Genomic DNA, 23231 nt, shown 5'->3' on the forward strand with positions numbered 1-23231 from the left:
GCCGGGGTGGGGGCAGGCGCGGGCGGCTCTGCAGGGCGGCTCAGCATGAAGCCCCAGTACCCGGCCAGCAGTGCGCCAAACAGGAAGAGCGCAGCCAGAATCATGGTCATGCGACTGCTCATCTCTGGCCTCCCTGCAGTGAACGAATGCTGGCAAAAAGTTACTATTTCGCTATTGCACGTTAGTGCAACCATCGCCTTTCGCCATGAGGCTCGCGGGTTTTTTTAGCGTTTTTGGCTAAACCCAATCAAAACAGTTGGTTAAGTGAAGTCGCCGCATTAATCCCTAGGGATTATCACTAAATGACTAATGCTTTTTTATATTTGCGGTTGCCCCCAGCTTGGCGATTCTTTGATGGCAAAAGGGTGTCACTTTGACGCCATTGTCGCCGGCGATGACGCCGCAAGGAGCTGGTCATGAAACAGTTCGTCCGTCACTGCAAACAATTCCTGCGCCGTAAAGACGGTGCGTCGGGTATCGAGTATGCGGTCATCGCGGCGATGGTGGCGGTGGTGCTGGCGGGCTTCGTCACGCCGATCTCGGACAAGATCAAGACGATGTTCACCACCATCCAGGGAATTCTGTAACCGGCGCGCCGTTGCCGGTGTCGCCATCATCTGTGTGGATGAACAGGAGCCGAACATGCAGAACTCTTCCTCGCTTCAGCAAATTCTATTGGTGGATGATGAGGAAGAGCACCTGCTGGAGCTGGCTGAACTGTTGGAGAACGAAGGGTATTCGTGCCTGGCCGCAGGCTCGGTGAAAGCGGCGCTGCAGCTGCTCACCCTGCACCCCGACGTTGCCTTGGTGATCACCGACCTGCGCATGCCGGAAGAAAGCGGCATCGGCCTGATCAAGCGCATGCGCGATCACGTCGCGCGCCAGCATCTGCCGGTGATCGTCATGTCAGGCCATGCCGGCGCCGATGATGTGAGTGACCTGCTGCGCCTGCAGGTGCTGGATTTCTTTCGCAAGCCCATCTATTACGCACGCCTGCTGCAGACGCTGGACAACCTGTTCCCGCAGCCGCTGTTGCAGGTGGTCAAGTACTGAGCTGATTGCCCAGAAACGAAAAACGCCCGGCATTGGCCGGGCGTTTTTTTGCTGTTGCAATCAGGCGTCGGGGTCGTTCAGCTCCAGCACGCCGCGCTTGCTGCGCAGTTTGCCGTAGAAGTGCTCCAGCGCATTGTTCAGCTTGCTGGCGGCACCGTCGACCGCCTGGTCCAGCGAGGTGGCGGTGTGAGTCACGGAAATCGGTTGGTGGCCTTTGGGGCGAGCCTCCATCTGGCAACGTTTGTCATGCGGACCGGGTTTGGCACCGTTGTCGTCGCGCAGGTGCACCTCGATGCGGGTGAGGTCCTCCTCGTAACGTTCGAGCGTGGCTTCCAGCGTACTGCGGACCCACTCGTTGAGACGGATGTTGCCTTCGATATGGTTGCTGCTGTTGACCTGGATTTGCATGATTCAATCCTTATTCAGCTTGCTCGCATGGAGGCGTGCCTAGGCCCTTGAGGCCCCTGGAATTTCTTCGCCTCTTGACTCTAAGGTCAGGCAACGGTGCGATGAATTCAAGTCCTTTTTGAAAAAAAAATCGTAAGGCGTGAGGTGAGTGGTGAGGTTTAGATCGCGCGCCGCCCGCGCGGCGCATCGCGGATAAATCCGCTCCTACATTTGTTGCAACGTGCCACGGTCTGTCAGGCCATGGTTGTCCGCCTTTGGTGCCCGCCGAGAAATCGCGTCGTACAAAAAAGGCTTACAACCATGGCCTATCAGGCATAGGTACGTTGCAACAAATGTAGGAGCGGATTTATCCGCGATGCGCCGCGCGGGCGGCGCTCGATCTACGCAACACCACAAAACCTCAACCGTACCCCAGCCTCAGAACTCCACCGAAGTCTGCACGTACAAGGTCCGCGGCTCACCCACGTACTTGCCCTTGTTGTTGTCATCGAACGAGCGCGTGTAGTACTCGCGGTTGAACAGGTTCTTCACCCCCACCGCCACTTTCAGGTTCGACAGCTGCGGCCCGAAGTCATACCCGGCGCGGGTGCTCACCAGCATGTAGCCTGGGATGCGCCCGGTGCTGCCATCGGCGCTCTCGGCGCTGGTGTTGGCGTTGTCGGCGTACTGGCTGCTCTGGAAGCTGCCATCGAGGTTCAGCTGCCACGGCCCCTGGGTATAGCCCACGCCCAGGTTGCCCTTGTGGCGCGACGAGAACGGCACCTGGTTGCCTTTGTTCGGCCCGTCTTCGCGGATGCTGGCGTCGACGAAGGCGTAGCTGGCGTGCACGTCGAAGCCTGCCAGCGCCGGGCTGAGGCCATCGAGGGCATAGCGCACGCTGGTCTCGATGCCCTGGTGGCGGGTTTCGCCGCGGGCGATCACCGAGTCGTTGGTCTGGTTGCTTTCGTACTGGTTGTCGAAGTTGATCAGGAACGCGCCGATCTCGGCCTGCAGGTCGCCGTTGTCGTAGCGGGTACCGACTTCCCAGGTGCGCGCCTTCTCCGGTTTCACCTCGCCGCTGCTGACACGGTTGGGCATCTGGCTGTACTGCACGCTGCCGAACGAGCCTTCGGTGTTGGCGTACAGGTTCCAGCTGTCGGTCAGGTGGTACATCACGTTCAGCGCCGGCAGCGCGGTGTTGTAGCTGCCCTGGTAGCGCTGGCCATTGAGCTTGTTGCTCTGCTCGGAGTCGATCATCTCGTAGCGCACGCCCGGGGTGATGGTCCAGCGGCCGATGTCGATGCGGTCATCCAGGTAGATGGCATGGGCTTCGGTGCTGCCGCGGGTGTCGCGGTCGTTGCGGCTGGCGGTGGTTGGCAGGTTGCCGTTGACCGGCTCGCGGTAGCGCAGTTCGTGGCCGGCTTCGTTGACGTAGCGGTAGCCGATGCCCAGTTCGTGCCAGCTCTCGCCCAGCGCCAAGCCTTGCGAGAAGCGGGTCTCGATGCCGCGTACCCAGTACTCGCGCGGCGACAGCGAGACGAAGTTGCCCTGGTCCAGGTAGCCGCTGCGCAAGGTCTTGGTGAAGAAGCTGTTGACGCTGAACTGGCGCTCGTCCTGCTTGTGCTCGTAGCCGAAGTTGAACAGCGTGCGGCGGCCCCAGAACTTGTCCTTCAGGCGCGTCGACTGATACGGGTCGGCGTCGAAGGCGGCGCTGCTCAGGCCCCCGGGCATCTGCGCTTCGCCTTCGTAGTACTGGGCCATGGCATGCAGGCTGTTGGCCTCGTCGAGCTGCAGCTTGCCCTTGAGGATCAGGTCGTCGATCTGCGTGTCGCTGTGCTCGCGCCAGTCGCCGCCGCGCACGCCCGAGTACAGCAGCGCGCCGCCCAGGCCGTTGTCGTGGGTGCCACCGACCAGCAGGTTGGCGCTGTTCTTCAAGCCGTCCTGGCTGGACGACGGGCTGACCTGGTTCTGCATGGCGGCCTTGAAGGTCGCCTGCTGCGGGATGGCGCGGGTGACGAAGTTGACGATGCCGCCGACGTTCTGCGGGCCATAGCGCACGGCACCGCCGCCGCGCACCACGTCCACCGCGTCCATGTTGCCCATGCTGATCGGCGCCAGCGACAGCTGCGGTTGGCCGTAGGGCGCGAAAGGCACCGGTATGCCGTCCATCAGCACGGTCGAGCGCGAGGCCAGGCGCGGGTTGAGGCCGCGAATGCCGAAGTTGAGCGCCAGGTCATGGCTGCCGGTGCCGTTGTTGTCCGGGGCGTTGACGCCGGGGATGCGGTTGAGCACTTCGCGCGCGGTGGTGGCGCCGCTGCGTTCGAACGCCTCGCGGCGCACCACGTCGCGGGCGCCGGGGTGCTCGAAGACGTTGTCCTGCTGGGCCTCGCCCAGCCAGTCGCCGACCACGGTCGAGGCGCCAAGCTCCACGGCGGCGGGTGCCGACGCACCTGCCGGCTGCAGGCTGAAGGCGTTGTCGGCTTCCTGCCGCGCCTGCAGGCCACTGCCACGCAACAGCGCCTCCAGGCCCTGCGCGACCTCGTACTGGCCTTCCAGGCCTTGGCTGGCCAGGCCCTGGGTCAGCTGCGAGCCGAACGAGATCAACGCACCGCTCTCGCGGCCGAACTGGTTCAGGGCATCCTCCAGCGAGCCTGCGCCGATGTGGTAGGTGCGTGCTTCGGCAGCCTGCAGGGCTGGGGTGGCAAGGCCGAGGCTGGTGGCCAGCAGCAGGGCGTGGACGAGCGGGGTAGGGCGCGGGGGCATCGAGCAGGGTCCTGTAAGAAGGGGTTCTGCCTTCTCTGTCACGCGAGGTCGGAAAATTGGCTCAGCCAATTGCGAAAAATTTCACACCCGGGCTTCGAGGGTCACCCAGTAGCGGGTGAAGCGCCGCACCCGCACCGGCAACGCCACTTCCAGCATCTGCAAGATCCGCTCGCTGTCATCCAGCGGGTAGGAGCCGGACACCCGCAGGTCCGCGATCGACTCGCTGCACCCCAGTTGCCCCTGGCGATAGCGGCCAAGCTCGGCGAGGAAGTCCCCCAGGCGCATCTGCGAAGCCACCAGCATGCCGTCGACCCAGGCACCACTGTTGCGATCCACCGGCGCGATCGCCTGCCAGCCGCGCGGGGTGAAGCGGGCACGTTGCCCGGCCAGCAGCGCCTGGCCGGCGACACTGGCCTTGCCACTGAACACCGAAACCAGGCTGAAACCCTCGAACTCGCGCACGTTGTAGCGCCCGCTGTCCAGCTGCAGGGCGCCCTGGTCGGTGCGCAGCACCAGCGGCCGTGGGTCATCGAGCACATCCAGGGCCAGTTCGCCCTCGCGCAGCCGCACCCGGCGCTGCTGGCCATCGAAGCGCACATCGGCGGCGCTGCGGGTGTTGAGTTGCAGCACGCTGCCATCGTCCAGCTGCATTCGCCGGCGCTGCCCGAGCGGGCTGCGGTAGTCGGCCATCAGGCCAGGCAATGGGTTGTGCGACTGCAGGCCAAGGCCCGTGGCGCTGGCCACGCCGAGCAGCAGCAAGGCCTTGAGTGCACGGCGCCGGGCAGGGGACGCAGGGGCCTGCAGGGTGGCATGCACCACTGGCGAGGCAACCCCGCGCAGGCGCTGGTTGACCTGCTGGATATGCGCCCAGGCCCGCTGGTGTTCATGGTCGGCCTGCAACCAGCGCTGCAATGCCTGCTGCTGGGCCGGGTCGAAGTCATCGCCCTGGGACTCGATTAGCCAGTGCACGGCCTGTTCGGCCACCTGTGCGGAAAACGCCATGTTCACAGGGCGAAATAGCAGCGCAAGGCCGCCTTGTTCAGGTAGCGCTTGACCGTGGCCAGGGAAATGCCCAGCTCGCGGGCGATTTCGCTCTGGCCCATGCCATCGACCTGGGCCAGCAGGAACGCGCGCTTGACCAGCGGCGCCAAGCCATCGAGCAAGCGGTCGAGCTCGAGCAAGGTCTCGAAGATGATCGCCTTCTGCTCTTCACTCGGCGCCACGTGCTCCGGTACCTGGGCCAGCGCCTCGAGGTAGGCGCGCTCCAGTTCCTGGCGGCGCAAGTGGTTGCACAGCACGCGCTTGGCCACGGTGGCGAGGAAGGCGCGGGGCTCGATCAGTTGCGGCGCTTCACGCGCTTGCAGCAGGCGCACATAGGTGTCCTGGGCCAGGTCCGCGGCGCTGTGCGGGCAGCCCAGGCGACGGCGCAGCCAGCCGGTCAGCCAGTTGTGATGGGCGTGGTAGAGGCCTTCGACCGTGGAAGAGAGGGCGCTGGGCACCGTGCAGACTCCGGCGCCTGGATAGCGCAACTGGTAGTAAGAATTGTTCGCATTGTAGTGAGGCGCGTTGTGCTCGGCAATCCTTGCCCGCGAAAGACCGACGGGCAGGCTTTGCTTATGAGAATCCAAATCATTATTATTGCAGCCCCGCATTTTTCCGGACCTTTCGCCATGAAGCGCACTGCCGCCGGGCTTCCCCTCAGCTACCGCCTGGCCGTGACCTCTCGCTGCCTGGCCGCGCTGCTGGGCGGTTACCTGCTGGCATCCATGGCCAGTGTCTGCATCAGCCTGCTGTCGCCGATGGCACGGGTAGACGCGGCCATGACCGGGATGATGCTGTCGTTCGTTTTCTACCTGTTGGCCTTCATCTACTGCTTCGCCTGCCGCAGCGCAGCGCGGGCCTGGCTTGGCGTGCTGCTGCCAAGCCTGCTGCTGGGGGCGCTCAATGGGCTCGCGTACTGGATGAAAACCCCATGAAGGAAGGCTTCCGCCAGGCGATGGCCTGGCTGCACACCTGGGCTGGCCTGATCTTCGGCTGGCTGCTGTTCGCCATCTTCCTCACCGGGACGCTGTCGTACTTCAAGGATGAAATCAGCCACTGGACGCAGCCTGAAATCCGCCCCCATGCCCTCGACCCAGTGGCCAGCCTGGGCTTGGCCCAGCGCTACCTGCAGGCCAATGCCGGGCATGCCGAAAGCTGGATGATCCGCCTGCCCAGTGCCCGCGAGGCGGCGCTGAGCGTGAGCTGGCGCGAGCCCGGCGCTGGGCGCCGTGGCGGCGTCAGCAAGCAGCTCGATGCCCACACCGGGCAGCCGGTCGAGGCGCGTGACAGCCGCGGTGGCGAGTTCTTCTACCGCTTCCATTTCCAGCTGCAGATGCCGCACCCCTGGGGCCGCTGGCTGGCGACCTTCTGTGCGTTCATCATGCTGCTTGGCCTGGTCACCGGCATCATCACCCACAAGAAGATCTTCAAGGAGTTCTTCACCTTCCGCCCCGGCAAGAGCCAGCGTTCGTGGCTGGATGGGCACAACGCGATTGGCGTGCTGGTGCTGCCGTTCCACCTGATGATCAGCTACAGCAGCCTGGTGATCTTCATGTACATGGTCATGCCGGCCAGCATCATGGCCAGCTATGGCGGCAACACCAATGGCTATTTCAACGACCTGTTCGGCCGCGAAGAGGTGCCGAAGGTGGCCAACGCCGCCGCGCCCCTGGTGCCACTGGCGGCGCTTTACGCCAAGGTGCAGGCGCAGGTGCCCGGCGCGGGCATGGGCTACATCCAGGTCTACAACCCGGGCGATCGCAATGCGCGGGTCAGCTTCACCCAGGCTTCGGCCGACAGCATCGCCTACAAGCGCAGCGCCAACTGGATGTTCGACGGCGCCAGCGGCGAGCTGCTGAGCCAGGGCGCCCCGGAAAGCGCAGCGATGATGACCTCGTTCACCTTCGTCGGCCTGCACATGGGCAACTACGCCGGGCCCTGGTTGCGCTGGCTGTATTTCGTCTTCGGCATCGCCGGCACGGCGGTGATCGGCACCGGCCTGGTGATGTGGCTGGGCAAGCGTCAGCTCAAGCATGCCAAGAGTGAGCGCATGCCCGGCGAGCTACGTTTGGTCGAAGTACTGAACATCGCCAGCATGAGCGGCCTGCTGCTGGCCGTGGCCGCCTTCTTCTGGGCCAACCGGCTGCTGCCGGTGGCCTTGCCCGAGCGCGCCGACTGGGAGGTCAACAGCTTCTTCCTGGCCTGGCTGCTGGCGCTGGTGCATGCCGTGCTGCGCCCGGGGCGCAAAGCCTGGGGCGAGCAACTGGCCCTGGGGGCCGTGGCCTTCGCCTTGCTGCCGCTGCTCAACGGCCTGGTCACCGGGCAGGGCTTGAACCATTCACTGGCCGAGGGCGACTGGGCCATGGCCGGGTTCGACCTGACTGCGCTGGGCAGCGGGCTGTTCCTGGCCTGGGCGGCCGGCAAGATGCTGCGCCCGGCAAAGCCTGCGGGCAAACGCGCCCCGCGCGCAGCCAAGGCGGCGATTGATTCGGCCGAGGTGAACGGATGCTGAGCGTTGCCTTGATCGGTTTTGCCGGCTTCGCCGCCCTGTGCCTGGCCATGGACAAGCACTTCAACGAGCTGCTCGGGCGCAAGCCTGGCCCCGGCCAGTTGCGCCTGTTGCGTGGCCTGGGGTGGCTGTTGCTGGCGCTGTCGCTGATGCTGGCCGTGCACCTGCGTGGCTGGGCCTATGGCCTGGTGGAGTGGCTGGCGGTGCTGATGGCCGGCGTCACCCTGTGGGTGTTCGGCTTGCCCTATCAGCCGCGTCTGCTGCTGGGCCTGGCCGCTGCCAGCCTGGTGCTGGGGCCGTTGCTGGCGGTGCTGCCAGGGTGATGCCTTGATCGAACACGACAGCGACGGCTCCCGCGCGCGCTTCGTCCAGGTGTTCATGGCCCAGCGTGCGCGCATGGAGGCGCTGGTCAGCCGCCGGGTCGGCTGCCGCGCCACGGCCTCGGACCTGGTGCAGGAGTTGTTCCTGCGCTTCTGGCGGCGCCCGCAGGTCAAGGTCGAGGCCCTCGACACCTACCTGCTGCGCTGCGCCGGCAACCTGGCCATCGACCACCTGCGCAGCGAAAACAGCCGCGAGCGGGTGGCCGAGGCCGCGATTTTGCTCGACCAGGACGCCGCAGGGCCGGCGCCGGAGCAGGCCCTGGAAATCGACCATGACCTGCAGCGCATCGAGGCCGCGCTGCGCGCCTTGCCTGAACGCACCCGGCAGATCTTTCTGCTCAACCGCGTGCACGGCTGCAAGTACGGCGAGATCGCCAAGGCCATGCAGCTGTCCCAGAGCGCTGTGGAAAAGCATATGATGCGCGCCCTCGAAGCGTGCAAGGCGAGTGTTGCCGAGCCCGCTGTTTCCACGCGCCGGCCAGGGAGCGCCCGTCGATGAGCCACCCACACCCGATCACCGCTGAGCACTGGCTGAGCCGGATCATCGACCAGCCCGAGGTTGCCCACAGCGCGGCCTTCAAGCGCTGGCTGCTGGCCGACCCGCAGCATCGCCAGGCCTATGACCAGGCCCAGGCTGCGTGGCAGCTCAGCGCCGCGCCGGCGGCGCGCCTGGCTGAAGAAGAACAGGCGGGTTTGCAGCAGTATCTGGCTGCCATGGCCAGGCCGCCGGCGCGCAAGCCCTGGCTGCGGGCTCTGGCCACGGCCGCCTGCCTGGCACTGGCGGTAGGCGTGGCGGGCGGCTGGCACCCTGGGCATTGGCTGCAGGATTTGCGAGCCGATTATCGCAGCGGCGAGGCGGTGCGCCAGGTGGTGCTGGCGGACCAGTCGGAAGTGACCCTGGACGCCGGCAGCGCCATCGCGGTCGATTTCCAGCAGGGCGAGCGCCGCGTGCGGCTGTTGCACGGCGCTGCGTTCTTCCAGGTCACACATACCGGCGAGCCGTTCGTGGTGGAAGCTGCGGGCGGTGAAGTGCGCGTGCTGGGTACCCAGTTCGAAGTGCGCGACCACGGCGCGGGGGCGCAAGTGACGGTGCGCAGCGGGCGCGTGGCCGTGGCTGCGGCGCAGGGCCAAGCGCCCAGTGAGCTGACGGCCAATCAGCAACTGGGCTATGCCGATGGCCGCGCAGGTGCGGTGCAGGCGGTGGACAGCGACAGTCGGCTGGCCTGGCGCCAGGGCTGGCTGAATTACTACCAGGTGCCGCTGGCGCAGGTGGTCGAGGACCTGGGGCGCTACTACCCAGGGCGGATCGTGCTGCTCGATGGCGAGCTGGGGCAGCGCAAAGTCAGCGGCAGCTTCCCGGTGCAGGAGCCCCTGTTGGCGCTGGACTCGCTGGGCAAGGTGGTGGGCTTTTCGCGCCAGACCGTATTGGGGCGGTTGACCATCATCAAGTAATGGCTGTACCGGCCTCATCGCCGGCACCGACAAAAAAATTTCAGAAGGCGGGTGAGGTAACAGGACGTGACATCCGTGTAATGAGTGGAAGTGCGATTCATTCGCAGTAATAACCCTCTCACAGGTCAGCGTCCATGAAGTTCTCCTCGCGTTGCGTCCCTTTCTGGCTCGGTCTTTCCGTCTGCCCGGCCATGCTCATCGCCCCCCAGGCGCTGGCCGCCGAACAGGTGCAGGTGTATGCCTTCGCCCAGCCCAGCCAACCCCTGGCCCAGGCACTCAACGCCTTCAGTCGCAGCAGTGGCCAGAGCGTGGTCTACACCCTCGAACTGCCAGCCGTGCAGGCGCCCGCCCTGCAGGGCTCGTTCAGCGCCGAGCAGGCCCTGCAGCAACTGCTGGGCAACGCCGGCCTGACCTGGCGCCGGGTCGATGCGCGCACCCTGACCCTGGAACCTGTAGACACCTCCGGCGCCCTCAACCTGCAAGCCACCACGGTGACCTCGCAGATGGACAGCTACAGCTACCAGCCCCCGGCCAGCGCGTCGATCATGCGCGGCCAGGGCCCGAACCAGGACATCCCCCAGGCCATCAACGTGGTGCCGGCCCAGGTCATCCGCGACCAGGCGCCGCGCAACCTGGACGACGCGTTGTACAACGTCAGCGGCATCACCCAGGGCAACAACTTCGGCGGCACGTCGGACACCGTCATGAAGCGCGGCTTCGGCGACAACCGCGACGGCTCGATCATGCGCGACGGCATGCCGATCGTGCAGGGCCGCAGCCTCAACGCCAGCACCGAGCGGGTCGAGGTGCTCAAGGGCCCGGCCTCGCTGCTGTATGGCATCCAGGACCCGGGCGGGGTGATCAACGTGGTCAGCAAGCGCCCGCAACTGCAGCAGTACAACGCCCTCACCCTGCGCGGCTCCACCTACGGCAGCGGCAAGAACGGCAGTGGCGGCGGCTTCGACAGCACCGGCGCGCTGGGCGACAGCCCGCTGGCCTACCGCTTGATCGTCGACCACGAAGACGAAGACTACTGGCGCGATTTCGGCGTGCACCGCGAGTCGCTGGTGGCACCCTCGCTGGCCTGGCTCGGCGAGGACACCCAGGTGGTGCTGGCCTACGAACACCGCGAATTCCTCTACCCGTTCGACCGCGGCACCGCCTTCGGCAGCAACGGCCACCCGCTGGACATCCCGGCGACCCGGCGCCTGGACGAGCCTTTCAACGACATGGAAGGGCGCTCCGACCTCTACCGCCTGGAGCTCGACCACCAGCTCGCCGATGACTGGAAGCTGCATTTTGGCTACAGCTTCAACCGCGAAACCTACGATGCCAGCCAGGTCCGCGTCACCGGCGTGAACGAGGCCAAGGGCACGCTCACGCGCAGCATCGACGGCACCCACAACGCCATGAGCCGCGACCAGTTCGCCACTTTGAGCCTCAATGGCAACGTGCAACTGGCCGGCATGCAGCACGACCTGCTGTTCGGCGTCGACCACGAAGACCGCAAGATCTTTCGCGGCGACCTGATCCGCCAGACGGCGCGCTCGACCTTCAGCTACCAGCAGCCGATCTACGGCCAGGAAGTGGAAGGCAGCACGGTACGCGCCAGCGACAGCGACCAGACCGACAAGCTGCGCACCGACGCGCTGTTCGTGCAGGACGCCCTGCACCTGGACGAGCACTGGATCGTCGTGGCCGGCGCGCGCTACCAGCAATACGACCAGTACGCCGGCCGCGGCCGCCCGTTCAAGGCCAACACCGACAGCAGCGGCCAGGCCTGGGTGCCGCACGCAGGCATCGTCTACAAGGTGGACGATCAGCTGTCGTTCTATGGCAGCTACAGCGAGTCGTTCAAGCCCAATTCCAGCATCGCGCCATTGACCGGCGGGCTGGTGCTCGATTCCTCGATCGCGCCGGAGGAGGGCAAGTCGTGGGAGCTGGGGGCCAAGCTGGACATGCCGGGCAGCCTGACCGGTACGCTGGCGCTGTTCGACATCACCAAGCAGAACGTGCTGGTCGCCAACTTCGACACCGGCACCGGCGAGACGCTGTACAGCAATGCCGGCGAGGTCAGTTCACGCGGCGTCGAGCTCGACCTGACCGGGCAGCTCAGCGAGCGCTGGAGCCTGATCGGCAGCTATGCCTACACCGATGCCAAGGTGACCAAGGACCCGGACCTGGAGGGCAACCGCCTGCAGAACGTGGCAAGGCACAGCGGCTCGCTGTCGGCGGTGTATGACTTCGGCAGCCTGTTCGGCGGCGATCGCCTGCGCTTTGGCGCCGGGGCGCGCTATGTGGGCGAGCGGCCGGGCAACTCGACCAACACCTTCGACCTGCCCAGCTATACCGTGGCCGATGCGTTCGCCAGCTACGAAACCAAGCTGGACGAGCACAATGTGCGCCTGCAGTTGAACGTGAAGAACCTGTTCGACAAGGTCTACTACAGCTCGGCGGTGAACCAGTACTTCGTGGCCATTGGCGATGCGCGGCAGGTGAGCCTGAGCAGTACGTTCGAGTTCTAGCGGCAGAGGGAGAGGGTTCTTGCGACGCCTATGACGGGTAAGGCGCCGCAAGCGGCCAACAGTTGTCACTCAGTCATCATTGAAAATGAACTGACCGTTGGAAAACTCGAAACCTTCGTTGTTGCTCGCCTGATAGCGGATGGTCAGTTGTTTGCCCACTCGGGTGAGCGTCACGTCGCCATTGAAATCACTCCAGAAGCGCAGGCGGCTGCCATTGTGGAGCGATCCCGCCATCGTGGCGCGTTCTTTATCGCCGTCGTATTCGTTGAGCGGGATGATTCTGAGGCTCGAGCTCCCATCGGAGGTTGGAATCTTTACCGTCGGGATATTCAGCGAGATCCATTCCTGGGAGTTCAGGTCCGCAGCGAATTGAATGTGATCTCCTGAGGCGTTTGGGGTGGCCCAAGGAGTACCTTCGTTGTACGTCTTGTCAGGCAGAGCCGGGTGTGCCAGGTCAACAGTGAAGCTGTCGGACGCATTCAGTTTAAGCGGCCGGGCTGGCTTCTTTTCAAAGTCCTTGGGGTTGAACGCTTTGTTATTCATGCGGACTCCCTGCGTTGCCATCAGCAACGGTCATTGGTGTCCGGGCAGCGTAAGTTAGGAGCGTTTGGGCGTGCTACTGACAGAATTATCAGGTACCCAATGGGTGTTAATGGCCAGGTGAGGTGCGTTATTTCTGCCTGCGCGCGTTGGAAAGTGCCGAGCGATACTCCCCCGGTGTTGCACCCAGGGCCTGGCGGAAGCGATTGCTGAAATGGCTTGCGCTGGCGAACCCGCACAGCAGCGCCACCTGGCCTAGCGGCAATTGGCCCAGGCGCAACAGCCGACACGCCAGCTGCAGCCGCCGAGCGAGCAGGTACTGGTGCGGCGGCACGCCGAAGCTTGCGCGGAACATGCGCGCAAAGTGGTATTCGGACAGGTTGCAGCGCAAGGCCAGCTCACCCAGGGTGATCGGCTGGTCCAGGTGCGCCTCGATGTAATCGACCAGTTGCCGGCGCAGGTTCGGCGCCAGCCCGCCCTTCAGGCGCAGGCCCTGGCGCAGGCCCACTTGGCCGAGCAGCGCATGATCGACGATCTCCTGCGCCAGGCTGCTGGCCAGCAGCCGTTCGGCAGGCTCGTCCCAGTCCAGGGTGATGAGCTGGCGGAAGCGCACGGATTGCTGCGGGTCGTCCAGGAAGGTCGCCTCTTGCAGCTGCACCTCCCGTGGCTCGCGGTCGAGCAGGCGCACGCAGCCCAGGGCGAACTGCGCCTCGCTGATGTACAGGTGGGCCAGGCGGATCGAGCCGTTGACCACCCAGTTCGATTCCTGGCCGGCCGGCATGATGCACAGCTTGTCGGGCGCGCCCTTGTCGGCAGGGCGCTGGCGGCGGTGGGTGCCGGTGCCGTCGGCGATGTAGCAGGACAGCGTGTGGTGGCTCGGCGCCTGGTAGTCGCGGGCATCGTCGCGGTTGCTCCACAGCGCGGCTGCCAGGCCGTCGCCCAGGTGCGCGCTGTGCTCCAGCCGCGCGTGGGGCGAGGCGTGCATGGCGTTGAACACTTGCAGCTGGCTGAGTGGGGTCATCGGCGATTCCTCTGACGGCCATCGTACTGCTACTGAGCCCGGGTGGCAGCAGGCGGTGCGAGAAAACAGCAAGAATGTGCAAGCGCGAAGTGCAGGCCCGGGGAAGACTGGGGGCTCTGGCGAGGGCTGCGCCCTCGATCGCCGGCAAGCCGGCTCCTACAGGCTTGTGGGAGCTGGCTTGCCAGCGATGGGCCGCAAAGCGGCCCCGTGGTCGAACATCCTAGGAGCCCCACCGATGAATCTCTCCCTGTACCTGCTGACCGTGCTGATCTGGGGCACGACGTGGATCGCCTTGAAACTGCAACTGGGCGTGGTCGCGATCCCGGTGTCGATCGTCTACCGCTTCGCCCTGGCCGGGCTGATCCTGTTTGCCATGCTCCTGCTCACCCGGCGCCTGCAGCCGATGAACCGGCGTGGCCACCTGATCTGCCTGGCCCAGGGCGTATGCCTGTTCTGCGTCAACTTCATGTGCTTTCTCACGGCCAGCCAGTGGATCGCCAGCGGCCTGATCGCCGTGGTGTTCTCCACCGCCACGTTGTGGAATGCGCTCAATGCCCGGGTGTTCTTCGGCCAGAAGATCGCCAGCAACGTCCTGGGTGGCGGTGCGCTGGGCCTGCTGGGCCTGGGGCTGCTGTTCTGGCCGGAGCTGGCACACCACACGGCGAGCCGCGAAACGCTTTACGGGCTGGGCCTGGCGCTGCTCGGCACCCTGTGCTTCTCGGCCGGCAACATGCTGTCGAGCATGCAGCAGAGGGCCGGGCTCAAGCCGATGACCACCAATGCCTGGGGCATGGTCTATGGCGCGGCGATGCTGGCCGGCTATTGCGTGGTCAGTGGCGTGCCGTTCGCCATGGAGTGGAATGCGCGCTACATCGGTTCGCTGATGTACCTGGTGATCCCCGGTTCGGTGATCGGCTTCACCGCCTACCTGACCCTGGTCGGGCGCATGGGGCCGGAACGGGCGGCCTATTGCACGGTGCTGTTCCCGCTGGTGGCGTTGAATGTGTCGGCGTTTGCCGAGGGGTACCAGTGGACGGCACCGGCGCTGCTGGGGCTGGTGACGGTGATGGCGGGGAATGTGCTGGTGTTTCGCAAGCCCAGGGAGGCGGTGAAGGTGGGCGTGGTGCTGGCCAAGTAGGGAGTGTTTGCCTTCACCGGCCCTATCGCCGGCAAGCCGGCTCCCACAGGTACAGCGCAATCACCTGTGGGAGCCGGTTTGCCGGCGATAGGGCCGGTACAGCCATCAAAGAACGGTCAGCCCTTCCACACCTGCGGGTTCACCAGGTCCCGCGGCCGCTCACCCAGCAGCGCCGCACGCAGGTTGTCCATCGCCCGGTTGGCCATGGCCTCGCGGGTTTCGGCCGTCGCCGAGCCGATGTGCGGCAAGGTCAGTGCATTGGGTAGCTGGAACAGCGGCGATTGGCTCAGCGGCTCCTTCTCGTACACGTCCAGGCCCGCGCCGCGAAGGGTGCCGTTGCGCAGTGCCTCGACCAGCGCCGCCTCGTCGACCACCGGGCCGCGGGCAATGTTGATCAAAAAGGCGCTGGGCTTCATCAGTTTGAGCTCCCGCGCGCCGATCAGCTTGCGCGTGGCTTCGGACAAAGGCACCACGATGCAGACGAAATCGGCTTCGGCCAGCAGCTGCTCGAGGCTTCGGTACTGCGCGCCGAGTTCCTGCTCCAGCGCGGCCTTGCGGCTGTTGCCGGCATACAGCACCTGCATGTTGAAACCAAAACGGCCACGGCGGGCGATGGCCGCGCCGATGTTGCCCAGGCCGACGATACCCAGGGTCTTGCCATGCACATCGGTGCCGAAGTGCGCCGGGCCGACGGTGGCCTGCCACTGGCCCGCCTTGGTCCAGGCATCGAGCTCGGCGGTGCGCCGGGCGCAGCCCATGATCAGTGCGAAGCCAAGGTCCGCGGTGCTTTCGGTGAGCACGTCGGGGGTGTTGGTGAGGGCGATGCCGCGCTCGTTGAAGTAGTCCAGGTCGTAGTTGTCGTAACCCACCGAGACGCTGGACACCACCTCCAGCCTGGCCGCGCCTTCGAGCTGCGCGCGGCCGAGCTTGCGGCCCACGCCGATCAGGCCGTGGGCCTCGGGCAGGGCTTCGTTGAACTGGGCATTGATGTCGCCGAGTTTCGGGTTCGGCAGGATCACGTTGAAGTCTTGCTGCAGGCGCTCGGCCATGGCCGGGGTGATACGGCTGAAGGCCAGGACGGTCTTTTTCATCGGGCAACTTCTCTGCAAGGCGGGGTGGGGGCAACGATGGTTAGCAACCTACCATTGTCCACCACCGCAATGCAGCAGCTTTTTCAGTTGGCGATCAGCAGCTCGTGGGTTTTCAGGTCGGCCTCATGGGCCGCGAGGATTTCCGGCAGCGAGTTGCGCAGGTACTCGACCCAGGTCTTGATCTTGGCATCCAGGTACTGGCGCGAGGGGTAGATGGCGTACAGGTTCAGCTCCTGCAGGCGGTAGTCGGGCATCACCCGCACCAGGCTGCCATCGCGCAGCCCGTCGATGGCCGAATAGATCGGCAGCACACCCATGCCCATGCCGCTGCGGATCGCGGTTTTCATCGCATCGGCCGAGTTGACCTGGAACGGCGAGCTGGTGATGTTGACCAGCTCCTGCCCCTCGGGGCCATCGAACAGCCACTTCTCCAGCGGAATCACCGGGCTGACCATGCGCAGGCAGGCATGCTGGAGCAGGTCCAGCGGCTTGTTGGCAAAGCCATGCCGGGCCACGTACTCAGGCGATGCGCAGACGATGCTGTAGGTGATGCCCAGGCGCTGCGAGACGAAGCCTGAGTCCGGCAGCTCGGTGGCCAGCACGATGGACACGTCGTAGCCCTCGTCGAGCAGGTCGGGCACGCGGTTGGCCATGGTCAGGTCGAAGGTGACGTCCGGGTGCGACTCGCGGTAGCGGGCGATGGCATCGACCACGAAATGCTGGCCGACCCCGGTCATCGAGTGCACCTTCAGCTGCCCGGCAGGCCGGGCATGGGCGTCGCTGGCCTCGGCTTCCGCTTCTTCCACATAGGTAAGAATCTGTTCGCAGCGCATCAGGTAGCGCTTGCCTGCCTCGGTCAGCGCGATGCGCCGGGTGGTGCGGTTGAGCAGCCGGGTTTGCAGATGGGCTTCCAGGTTGGAGACCGCCCGCGACACGTTCGCGGTGGTGGTATCGAGTTGCGCCGCGGCGGCGGTGAAGCTGCCGAGCTGGGCTACGCAACTGAAAGCACGCATGTTTTGCAGGGTGTCCATGGGTCACTCTCAAGATAGAGGACAAAATTGTGTCACGAAGTTACTTCAAAAGAACGAAAAGTTGCCTTCGACCAAAGCCGGATTATCGCTGTTTCGGTAACAAAGATTCGCAGGAATCTGCGCTTATCGCCAGTGCAACGGCCCCCTAGAATTGCCGGGCCCTCCACCTCTTCCTCGGGAAATCGCAGCTGTGCCGCGTCGCATCATCAGAACGCTCCAAGCGTTCAGTGCCTGTGCCCTTAGCCTTACCTTGAGCGGCTGTATCGGAACCTGGGGCATCGCCCCGCACGACAAAGCGCTGCCAGCCAATACCTTGACCACCGACGCGGCCATCCGTGAAGCCGCGACCGACGCCCATTGGCCCGACCAGCAATGGTGGCACGCCTATGGCGACCCCCAGCTCGATCGCTGGCTCGCCCTGGCCGTTGCCGGCAGCCCGAGCCTGGCCATGGCCGCGGCGCGGGTGCGGGAGGCCAAGGCCATGGCCGGTGTGGTCGAATCGGCGGAAAAACTCCAGGTCAACGGCCAGGCGAGCCTCAAGCGCCACAACTGGCCAGAAGACCAGTTCTACGGCCCTGGCGCGCTGTCCGGTGCCAACACCTGGGACAACAACGCCGCCATCGGCTTCAGCTACGCCCTCGACCTCTGGGGCCGCGAGCGCAACGCCAGCGAGCAGGCCGTGGACCAGGCGCACATGAGCGTGGCCGAGGCCCGCCAGGCGCAGCTCGAACTGCAGAACAACGTGGTGCGTGCCTACATCCAGCTGAGCCTGCACTTTGCCCAGCGCGACATCGTCAAGGCCGAACTCGAGCAGCAGGAGCAGATCCTGGCCCTGGCCAAGCGCCGCCTCGAGGGCGGCATCGGTACCCATTTCGAGGTCAGCCAGGCCGAAGCGCCGCTGCCCGAAACCCACCGCCAGCTCGACAGCCTCGACGAAGAAATCGCCCTGACCCGCAACCAGCTCGCCGCGCTGGCGGGCAAGGGCCCGGGCGACGGCGCGCAGATCCAGCGCCCGACCCTGACCCTCGGCGCCGCGCTGAAGCTGCCTTCGGCGCTGCCGGCCGAGCTGGTCGGCCAGCGCCCCGACGTGGTCGCCAGCCGCTGGCAGGTGGCCGCGCAAGCGCGTGGCATCGATGTCGCCCACGCCGGGTTCTTCCCCAACGTCGACCTGGTCGGCAGCCTGGGCTTCATGGCCACCGGCGGCGGCCCGCTGGAATTCCTCACCGGGCGCAAGTTCAACTACAACGTCGGCCCGGCCATCAGCCTGCCGATCTTCGATGGCGGCCGCCTGCGCTCGCAGCTGGGCGTGGCCTCGGCGGGCTACGACATGGCCGTGGCGCGCTACAACCAGACCGTGGTCGGCGCGCTGAAGAACATTTCCGACCAGCTGATCCGCCGCGAGTCGATGAAAGAGCAGTCGCACTTCGCCGCCGAGTCGGTGGCCGCTGCGCAAAAAACCTACGACATCGCCCTGGTCGCCTTCCAGCGCGGCCTGACCGACTACCTCAACGTGCTCAACGCGCAAACCCTGCTGTTCCGCCAGCAGCAGGTGCAGCAGCAGGTGCAGGCTGCGCGGCTGGTGGCCCACGCCGAACTGGTCACCGCCCTGGGCGGCGGCCTGCAGGCGGGCGAGGACGTGCCGGACCAGGACCGCCAGGACGCGCCGAAAACCCCGGCCACCCTGGCCATCTTCGAGCGCAAGGCAGGCCACGCCGAATGAGCACATCAAGCCTGCCCCTGCGCTGGCTGCACAGCCTGGAGTGGCGCCGGGGCTTCTTTGCCTGGGCGCGCACCGACGGGGTGACCTGGGTCTACATCTTCAAGGTGCTGGCCGCCGCGTTCATCACCCTGTGGCTGGCCATGCGCCTGGAACTGCCGCAGCCGCGCACGGCGATGATCACCGTGTTCATCGTCATGCAGCCGCAGAGCGGGCATGTCTTCGCCAAGAGTTTCTACCGGGTGCTGGGCACCTTGGCCGGCTCGGCGATGATGGTGGCGCTGATCGCCATCTTCCCGCAGAACACCGAACTGTTCTTGCCCAGCCTGGCCGTGTGGGTGGGCCTGTGCTCGGCCGGCGCCATGCGCTACCGCACCTTCCGTGCCTACGGCTTCGTGCTGGCCGGCTACACCGCGGCGATGATCGGCCTGCCGGTGCTGCAGCACCCCGACCAGGCCTTCATGGCGGCCGTGTGGCGGGTGCTGGAGATTGCCCTGGGGATTCTGGTGTCGACCTTCGTCAGCGCCGCGATCCTGCCGCAATCGGCCAGTGCGGCCATGCGCAACGCCCTGTACCAACGCTTTGGCGTGTTTGCCGGGGTGGTGGTCGAAGCCCTGCGCGGCGACAGCCAGCGCGACCGCTTCGAAACCAGCAACGTGCGCTTCGTCGCCGAGGCGGTGGGCCTTGAGAGCCTGCGCAATGTCACCGCCTTCGAAGACCCGCACATGCGCAGGCGCTCGGGCCGGCTGGTGCGCATGAACAGCGAGTTCATGGCCATCACCACGCGCTTCAACGCCCTGCACCGGCTGCTCGAGCGCCTGCGCGCCCGCGGCCCGCTGCAGATCGTCAGCGCCATCGAGCCGGGCCTCGATACCTTGGTCGAGCTGCTGCAGCCCTACGTGGGCCGGGCCCTGACCGACGCCGACGCGCTGCGCCTGACGCTGGAGCTGGCCGCCTACAAGGAGGGCCTGCAGGCCCAGGTGCGCGGCCTGCGCAACGAGTACCTGCAGACCAACCCCAGCGAGTCGGACCTGCTCGACTTCCACACCGCCTTCGAGCTGCTCTACCGCTTCGTCGACGAGATGTTCAGCTACGCCGAAACCCACGCCTCGCTGGCTGCGCACAAGCACGAGCGCGAGCAGTGGGACGAACCCTATGTCGCGCAGACCAGCTGGCTGGTGTCGCTGGCTGCCGGGGTGCGGGCGGGGGCGGTGCTGTTGCTGCTGGGCAGCTACTGGCTGCTCAGCGACTGGCCCAGCGGGGCCATGATGACCCTGATCGCCACCGTCACCGTGGGCCTTTCGGCGGCCTCGCCGAACCCCAAGCGCATGTCGTTCCAGATGGCCTGCGGCACGGCCATCGGCGCCTTCATCGGGTTCTTCGAAACCTTCTTCGTGTTCCCCTGGATCGATGGCTTCCCACTGCTGTGCATGGTCCTGGCGCCGGTGTTCGTGCTTGGCGCGTTCCTGTCCTCACGGCCGGCCTACGCGGGTTACGGCATCGGCTTGCTGGTGTTCTTCGCGATCGGCTCGGTGCCCAACAACCTGACCGTGTACGACCCCTACACCTTCATCAACGACTACATCGGCATGGTCATCGGCATGTTCGTCTGCGCCGCGGCCGGGGCGATCATCCTGCCGCCCAACAGCCGCTGGCTGTGGTGCCGCCTGGAGCAGGAGCTGCGCGAGCAGGTGCTGTTCGCCATCAGCGGGCGCCTGCGCGGCCTGGGCTCGGCCTTCGAGAGCCGCACCCGCGACCTCCTGCACCAGGCCTATGGCCTGGCGGCCGGCAAGCCCAAGGTGCAGAGCGAGCTGATGGGCTGGATGTTCACGGTGCTGGAGGTCGGCCACGCCATCATCGAGTTGCGCAAGGAACAGGCCCGTGCCCCGGTGCACCCGGCCTATGCCGAGTCGCAGCCGTGGCGCCAGGCGATCCGGGTCATGGGCCGCGCCCTGGCGCGGCTGTTCCTGCAGCCCAGCGCCAGCAACCACGAACGCGCCCTGGTGGCGGTGGACCACGCCATCAGCCGCGTGCAGGCCACCGACGAGCCATTCGCCCGGCACTTCGACACCTCGGTGCTGCGCCGTGCGCAGAGCTACCTGCACTTCATCCGTTCTTCCCTGCTCGACCCACAGTCGCCGCTGGCACCGGCGAAAGGACTGCACGATGCTCCGTGAAATGCCCCGTGAAATCGCCTTCCATGGCGTGTACATGCCCACCATGACCTTGATGTTCCTGTTCGCCCTGGGCCTGGCCTGGGGCCTGGACCGGTTCATTGCCAGCCACGATGGCTACCGCTTCTTCTGGCACCCGGCGCTGTTGCGCCTGTCCCTGTTCGTCTGCCTGTTCGGCGCCCTGGCGCTGTCGCTCTACTGGTGAGAATCCTTCGATGAAAAAGTTTTTCAGCCTGATCGCCACCTTGCTGGTGCTGACCGCTGCCGTGGTGATCGGCCGCCAGTTGTGGCTGCACTACATGACCACGCCCTGGACCCGCGACGGCCGTGTGCGTGCCGACATCATCAACGTCGCCGCCGACGTGCCGGGCTATGTGGTGGACGTGCCGGTCAAGGACAACCAGCGGGTGAAGAAGGGTGACCTGCTGATCCAGATCGACCCCGAGCATTACCAGCTGGCGGTCGACCAGGCCAAGGCCATGGTCGCCTCGCGCAAGGCCACCTGGGAGATGCGCAAGGTCAACGCCAAGCGCCGCGCCGACATGGACAACCTGGTGATCTCCAAGGAAAACCGCGACGACGCCAGCAACATCGCCAACTCCGCCCTGGCCGATTACCAGCAGGCCCAGGCCGAGCTGGCGGCGGCCGAGCTCAACCTCAAGCGCACGCACATCGTCGCCACCGTCGATGGCTACGTGACCAATCTGAACATCCACAAGGGCGACTACGCGCGCACCGGCGAGGCGGTGATGGCGGTGGTCGACGAGAACTCGTTCTGGGTGTACGGCTTCTTCGAGGAAACCAAGCTGCCGCACGTGAAGGTCGGCGACACGGCCGAGCTGCAGATGATGAGCGGCGAGCGCATCAAGGGCCATGTGGAGAGCATCGCCCGTGGCATCTACGACCGCGACAACCCGCAGAGCCGCGAGCTGATCGCCGACGTCAACCCGACCTTCAACTGGGTGCGCCTGGCCCAGCGGGTGCCGGTACGGATTCATATCGATGAAGTGCCGCAGGGGTATCTGCTGGCAGCGGGGACGACCTGTACGGTGGTGGTGAAGCCGAGCGAGGGGTGACCCTTTTCAGCGGCCTCTTCGCGTTGCTGGCGAAGAGGCCCGCGGTGCACGATCAGTCACATCCAGCGCCAGCCTCCTGCAGCAATTGATCCCAATCGTCAGGAGGGTGGCCGCTGAGCAACATCTTCTGGAAGACCTTGTAAGCATCGTCACTGCTTTCATAGGCCCGCTTGCAGGTGTCGTCGTTCACCCAGGCCAGCACGATGATCCTGCTGGGGGTGTGGTAGCGAAAGAACAGCCGGTACTGTTGAAAGAACTTTGCCCGGAACCAGTGCTTGTGGTCTGCGCCCAGTGTTGCACCTTGGCGGTACTCTGCTTTGGTCGGGTCTTGTGGAATGACGTCAAAGGCCAGCCGGCTGATGGCTGCCAGTCGTTTGTACGCGTTCTTTTTCGTGTACCCGGCAGGGTCTTTCTGGCGCTGAGCCTCGACTTGCCTCTGGAGCGCGTCCAGGTTGGCTAGAAACAGCGGGTGGGCAAATACCGTCCATCCATGAATCGTTGAAGGCTTCCTCGCATCACTCATTCATCGTCCGCCGACAGAGGTTGATCCAGATCGATTTCAGCGTCGCCCACGAGGCTATCGAGGCGAGCGATGAGTTGCGCATCGACAACCTGCAGACGTTGCGGATTGGTAGCGATGTCGTGGGCCAGAAAGTTCAGGAACTGGCCCAGCACCGGATCGTCTTCGGTTGCTTCAGCGCGGGTGAGTATCACCCCCCCGTCGGGTTGGATCGAGTAATGGATCTTGTCGCGTTTTTTCAAGCCCAGGGCGCGTCGCACCGTCTCGGGAACGGTTGTCTGGTAGCGATCGGTCAATGTGGATTCAACGTCGAAGGTAGCAGCCATGGCCTGGTTCCTTTGCATTGCAGCGGTGGTTGCAAAGGTAATGCGAGTGCATTGCCTGGTCAATGCAGAGGCCCGGCCGAGCGGATGAATGGCTTATGCCACCCCCACCAGCACCGGCACCTGAACCCGATCGATCACCTTCGCGCTGATCGAAGGGTCCAGCAAACGCCCCAGCCGCGACAGATGCCGGTGGCCCATGATGATCAGCTCGCAGTCCAGTTCCTGTGCCTTGCTGACGATCACCTCGACCGGCTGCCCGGCGACCATGCAGCCCTGGCTGGCGAACCCGGCCTGCTGCAGCGCGGCGACCGCCTCGGCCACGGCGCGTTCGCCCAGGTGCTGTTCTTCGCAGGCAGCGGGGTATTCCTCCAGCTCCTCGGGGGTGTAGGGCGCGGGTTTGTCGTGCACGGCGAAGGTGGAGTCGATGGCCAGCAGCACGTGCAGTTCGTGGTCGCTTGGGCGGCAGTAGCGGCGGGCGAGGGCGAGC

Annotated in this window: 24 protein-coding genes; 13 read left to right on the forward strand and 11 right to left on the reverse strand. The window is 65.4% G+C overall.

Translation table 11 applies throughout. The features are described from left to right. Nucleotides 1–416: 416 nt before the first annotated feature. Both L6D75_RS26310 and L6D75_RS26315 read left to right on the forward strand, forming a co-directional pair. Nucleotides 417–587, forward strand: coding sequence for a Flp family type IVb pilin (locus L6D75_RS26310; protein ID WP_176518351.1), 171 nt, complete (start codon nucleotides 417–419; stop codon nucleotides 585–587). A 55-nt stretch (nucleotides 588–642) separates the two neighbouring features. Beyond that, nucleotides 643–1053 carry a response regulator gene (locus tag L6D75_RS26315; protein ID WP_236193928.1) on the forward strand — a complete coding sequence of 137 codons (411 nt, stop codon included), beginning with the start codon at nucleotides 643–645 and terminating at the stop codon, nucleotides 1051–1053. Between the two features lie 60 nt (nucleotides 1054–1113). Here L6D75_RS26315 and L6D75_RS26320 read toward each other — a convergent pair whose 3' ends face one another. From L6D75_RS26320 to L6D75_RS26335, 4 genes are all read right to left on the reverse strand, one after another. Then, entirely contained in the window at nucleotides 1114–1461 is a 348-nt protein-coding gene (locus L6D75_RS26320; RefSeq protein WP_176518352.1) for an HPF/RaiA family ribosome-associated protein, read from the reverse strand. 417 nt (nucleotides 1462–1878) lie between these two features. Continuing rightward, on the reverse strand, nucleotides 1879–4203 hold the full coding sequence (fecA, locus tag L6D75_RS26325) for a TonB-dependent Fe(3+) dicitrate receptor FecA (RefSeq protein ID WP_176517707.1): 2325 nt from the start codon (nucleotides 4201–4203) through the stop codon (nucleotides 1879–1881). Between the two features lie 81 nt (nucleotides 4204–4284). Then, a complete protein-coding gene (locus tag L6D75_RS26330; protein ID WP_176517708.1) occupies nucleotides 4285–5211 on the reverse strand; it encodes a FecR domain-containing protein in 927 nt (308 codons plus the stop codon). Continuing rightward, the gene (locus L6D75_RS26335) at nucleotides 5208–5702 is read right to left on the reverse strand and encodes a sigma-70 family RNA polymerase sigma factor (protein ID WP_176517709.1); all 495 of its coding nucleotides are present in this window, start codon (nucleotides 5700–5702) and stop codon (nucleotides 5208–5210) included. Before L6D75_RS26335 ends, L6D75_RS26330 begins: the two co-directional genes overlap by 4 nt. A 171-nt stretch (nucleotides 5703–5873) precedes the next feature. On the opposite strand from L6D75_RS26335, the gene L6D75_RS26340 reads away from it, so the two are divergent. From L6D75_RS26340 to L6D75_RS26365, 6 genes are all read left to right on the forward strand, one after another. Further along, nucleotides 5874–6179: a DUF3649 domain-containing protein gene (locus tag L6D75_RS26340; protein ID WP_176517710.1), complete on the forward strand. Its 306-nt coding sequence runs from the start codon at nucleotides 5874–5876 to the stop codon at nucleotides 6177–6179. Further along, nucleotides 6176–7756 (forward strand): PepSY-associated TM helix domain-containing protein, encoded by a 1581-nt coding sequence (locus tag L6D75_RS26345; protein ID WP_176517711.1) that lies wholly within the window; start codon nucleotides 6176–6178, stop codon nucleotides 7754–7756. The genes L6D75_RS26340 and L6D75_RS26345 overlap by 4 nt, the downstream gene beginning before the upstream one ends. Next, nucleotides 7750–8076, forward strand: coding sequence for a DUF3325 domain-containing protein (locus tag L6D75_RS26350; RefSeq protein ID WP_176517712.1), 327 nt, complete (start codon nucleotides 7750–7752; stop codon nucleotides 8074–8076). The genes L6D75_RS26345 and L6D75_RS26350 overlap by 7 nt, the downstream gene beginning before the upstream one ends. Before the next feature lie 55 nt (nucleotides 8077–8131). Beyond that, nucleotides 8132–8632: an RNA polymerase sigma factor gene (locus L6D75_RS26355; protein ID WP_236193933.1), complete on the forward strand. Its 501-nt coding sequence runs from the start codon at nucleotides 8132–8134 to the stop codon at nucleotides 8630–8632. After that, nucleotides 8629–9585 (forward strand): FecR family protein, encoded by a 957-nt coding sequence (locus L6D75_RS26360; protein WP_176517714.1) that lies wholly within the window; start codon nucleotides 8629–8631, stop codon nucleotides 9583–9585. Before L6D75_RS26355 ends, L6D75_RS26360 begins: the two co-directional genes overlap by 4 nt. Before the next feature lie 134 nt (nucleotides 9586–9719). Beyond that, a complete protein-coding gene (locus tag L6D75_RS26365) occupies nucleotides 9720–12110 on the forward strand; it encodes a TonB-dependent siderophore receptor (RefSeq protein WP_176517715.1) in 2391 nt (796 codons plus the stop codon). 69 nt (nucleotides 12111–12179) lie between these two features. Here the strand turns inward: L6D75_RS26365 and L6D75_RS26370 are convergent, their stop codons facing one another. Together L6D75_RS26370 and L6D75_RS26375 are read right to left on the reverse strand one after the other, a co-directional pair. Beyond that, nucleotides 12180–12653 carry a hypothetical protein gene (locus L6D75_RS26370; protein ID WP_176517716.1) on the reverse strand — a complete coding sequence of 158 codons (474 nt, stop codon included), beginning with the start codon at nucleotides 12651–12653 and terminating at the stop codon, nucleotides 12180–12182. A gap of 127 nt (nucleotides 12654–12780) precedes the next feature. Beyond that, nucleotides 12781–13671 carry a helix-turn-helix domain-containing protein gene (locus L6D75_RS26375; RefSeq protein ID WP_176517717.1) on the reverse strand — a complete coding sequence of 297 codons (891 nt, stop codon included), beginning with the start codon at nucleotides 13669–13671 and terminating at the stop codon, nucleotides 12781–12783. A gap of 235 nt (nucleotides 13672–13906) precedes the next feature. On the opposite strand from L6D75_RS26375, the gene L6D75_RS26380 reads away from it, so the two are divergent. Further along, nucleotides 13907–14809, forward strand: coding sequence for a DMT family transporter (locus L6D75_RS26380; RefSeq protein ID WP_176517718.1), 903 nt, complete (start codon nucleotides 13907–13909; stop codon nucleotides 14807–14809). A gap of 116 nt (nucleotides 14810–14925) precedes the next feature. Here L6D75_RS26380 and L6D75_RS26385 read toward each other — a convergent pair whose 3' ends face one another. After that, complete coding sequence (locus tag L6D75_RS26385; protein ID WP_176517719.1) at nucleotides 14926–15900, reverse strand: 2-hydroxyacid dehydrogenase; 975 nt, start codon at nucleotides 15898–15900, stop codon at nucleotides 14926–14928. 83 nt (nucleotides 15901–15983) lie between these two features. Further along, a complete protein-coding gene (locus tag L6D75_RS26390) occupies nucleotides 15984–16931 on the reverse strand; it encodes a LysR family transcriptional regulator (RefSeq protein ID WP_176517720.1) in 948 nt (315 codons plus the stop codon). A gap of 190 nt (nucleotides 16932–17121) precedes the next feature. Between L6D75_RS26390 and L6D75_RS26395 the strand changes: the two genes are divergently transcribed. Genes L6D75_RS26395 through L6D75_RS26410 form a run of 4 tightly spaced genes read left to right on the forward strand, consistent with a single transcriptional unit; the run spans nucleotide 17122 to nucleotide 21898 of the window. After that, on the forward strand, nucleotides 17122–18651 hold the full coding sequence (locus L6D75_RS26395) for an efflux transporter outer membrane subunit (RefSeq protein ID WP_176517721.1): 1530 nt from the start codon (nucleotides 17122–17124) through the stop codon (nucleotides 18649–18651). Beyond that, nucleotides 18648–20825: an FUSC family protein gene (locus L6D75_RS26400; RefSeq protein WP_176517722.1), complete on the forward strand. Its 2178-nt coding sequence runs from the start codon at nucleotides 18648–18650 to the stop codon at nucleotides 20823–20825. Before L6D75_RS26395 ends, L6D75_RS26400 begins: the two co-directional genes overlap by 4 nt. A gap of 1 nt (nucleotide 20826) precedes the next feature. Continuing rightward, nucleotides 20827–21027: a DUF1656 domain-containing protein gene (locus tag L6D75_RS26405; protein WP_008097766.1), complete on the forward strand. Its 201-nt coding sequence runs from the start codon at nucleotides 20827–20829 to the stop codon at nucleotides 21025–21027. Between the two features lie 10 nt (nucleotides 21028–21037). Further along, a complete protein-coding gene (locus L6D75_RS26410; RefSeq protein WP_176517723.1) occupies nucleotides 21038–21898 on the forward strand; it encodes an efflux RND transporter periplasmic adaptor subunit in 861 nt (286 codons plus the stop codon). 52 nt (nucleotides 21899–21950) lie between these two features. On the opposite strand, the gene L6D75_RS26415 is transcribed toward L6D75_RS26410, so the two are convergent. From L6D75_RS26415 to L6D75_RS26425, 3 genes are all read right to left on the reverse strand, one after another. Further along, entirely contained in the window at nucleotides 21951–22421 is a 471-nt protein-coding gene (locus L6D75_RS26415) for a type II toxin-antitoxin system YhaV family toxin (protein WP_176517724.1), read from the reverse strand. Further along, the gene (locus tag L6D75_RS26420; RefSeq protein ID WP_236193930.1) at nucleotides 22418–22744 is read right to left on the reverse strand and encodes a type II toxin-antitoxin system PrlF family antitoxin; all 327 of its coding nucleotides are present in this window, start codon (nucleotides 22742–22744) and stop codon (nucleotides 22418–22420) included. The genes L6D75_RS26415 and L6D75_RS26420 overlap by 4 nt, the downstream gene beginning before the upstream one ends. A 93-nt stretch (nucleotides 22745–22837) precedes the next feature. After that, nucleotides 22838–23231, reverse strand: a 394-nt coding sequence (locus L6D75_RS26425; protein ID WP_176518329.1) for a universal stress protein, incomplete at its 5' end; no start/stop codon positions are given.

Source organism: Pseudomonas faucium (genome assembly GCF_021602585.1).
GTDB classification, from domain to species: Bacteria; Pseudomonadota; Gammaproteobacteria; order Pseudomonadales; family Pseudomonadaceae; genus Aquipseudomonas; species Aquipseudomonas faucium.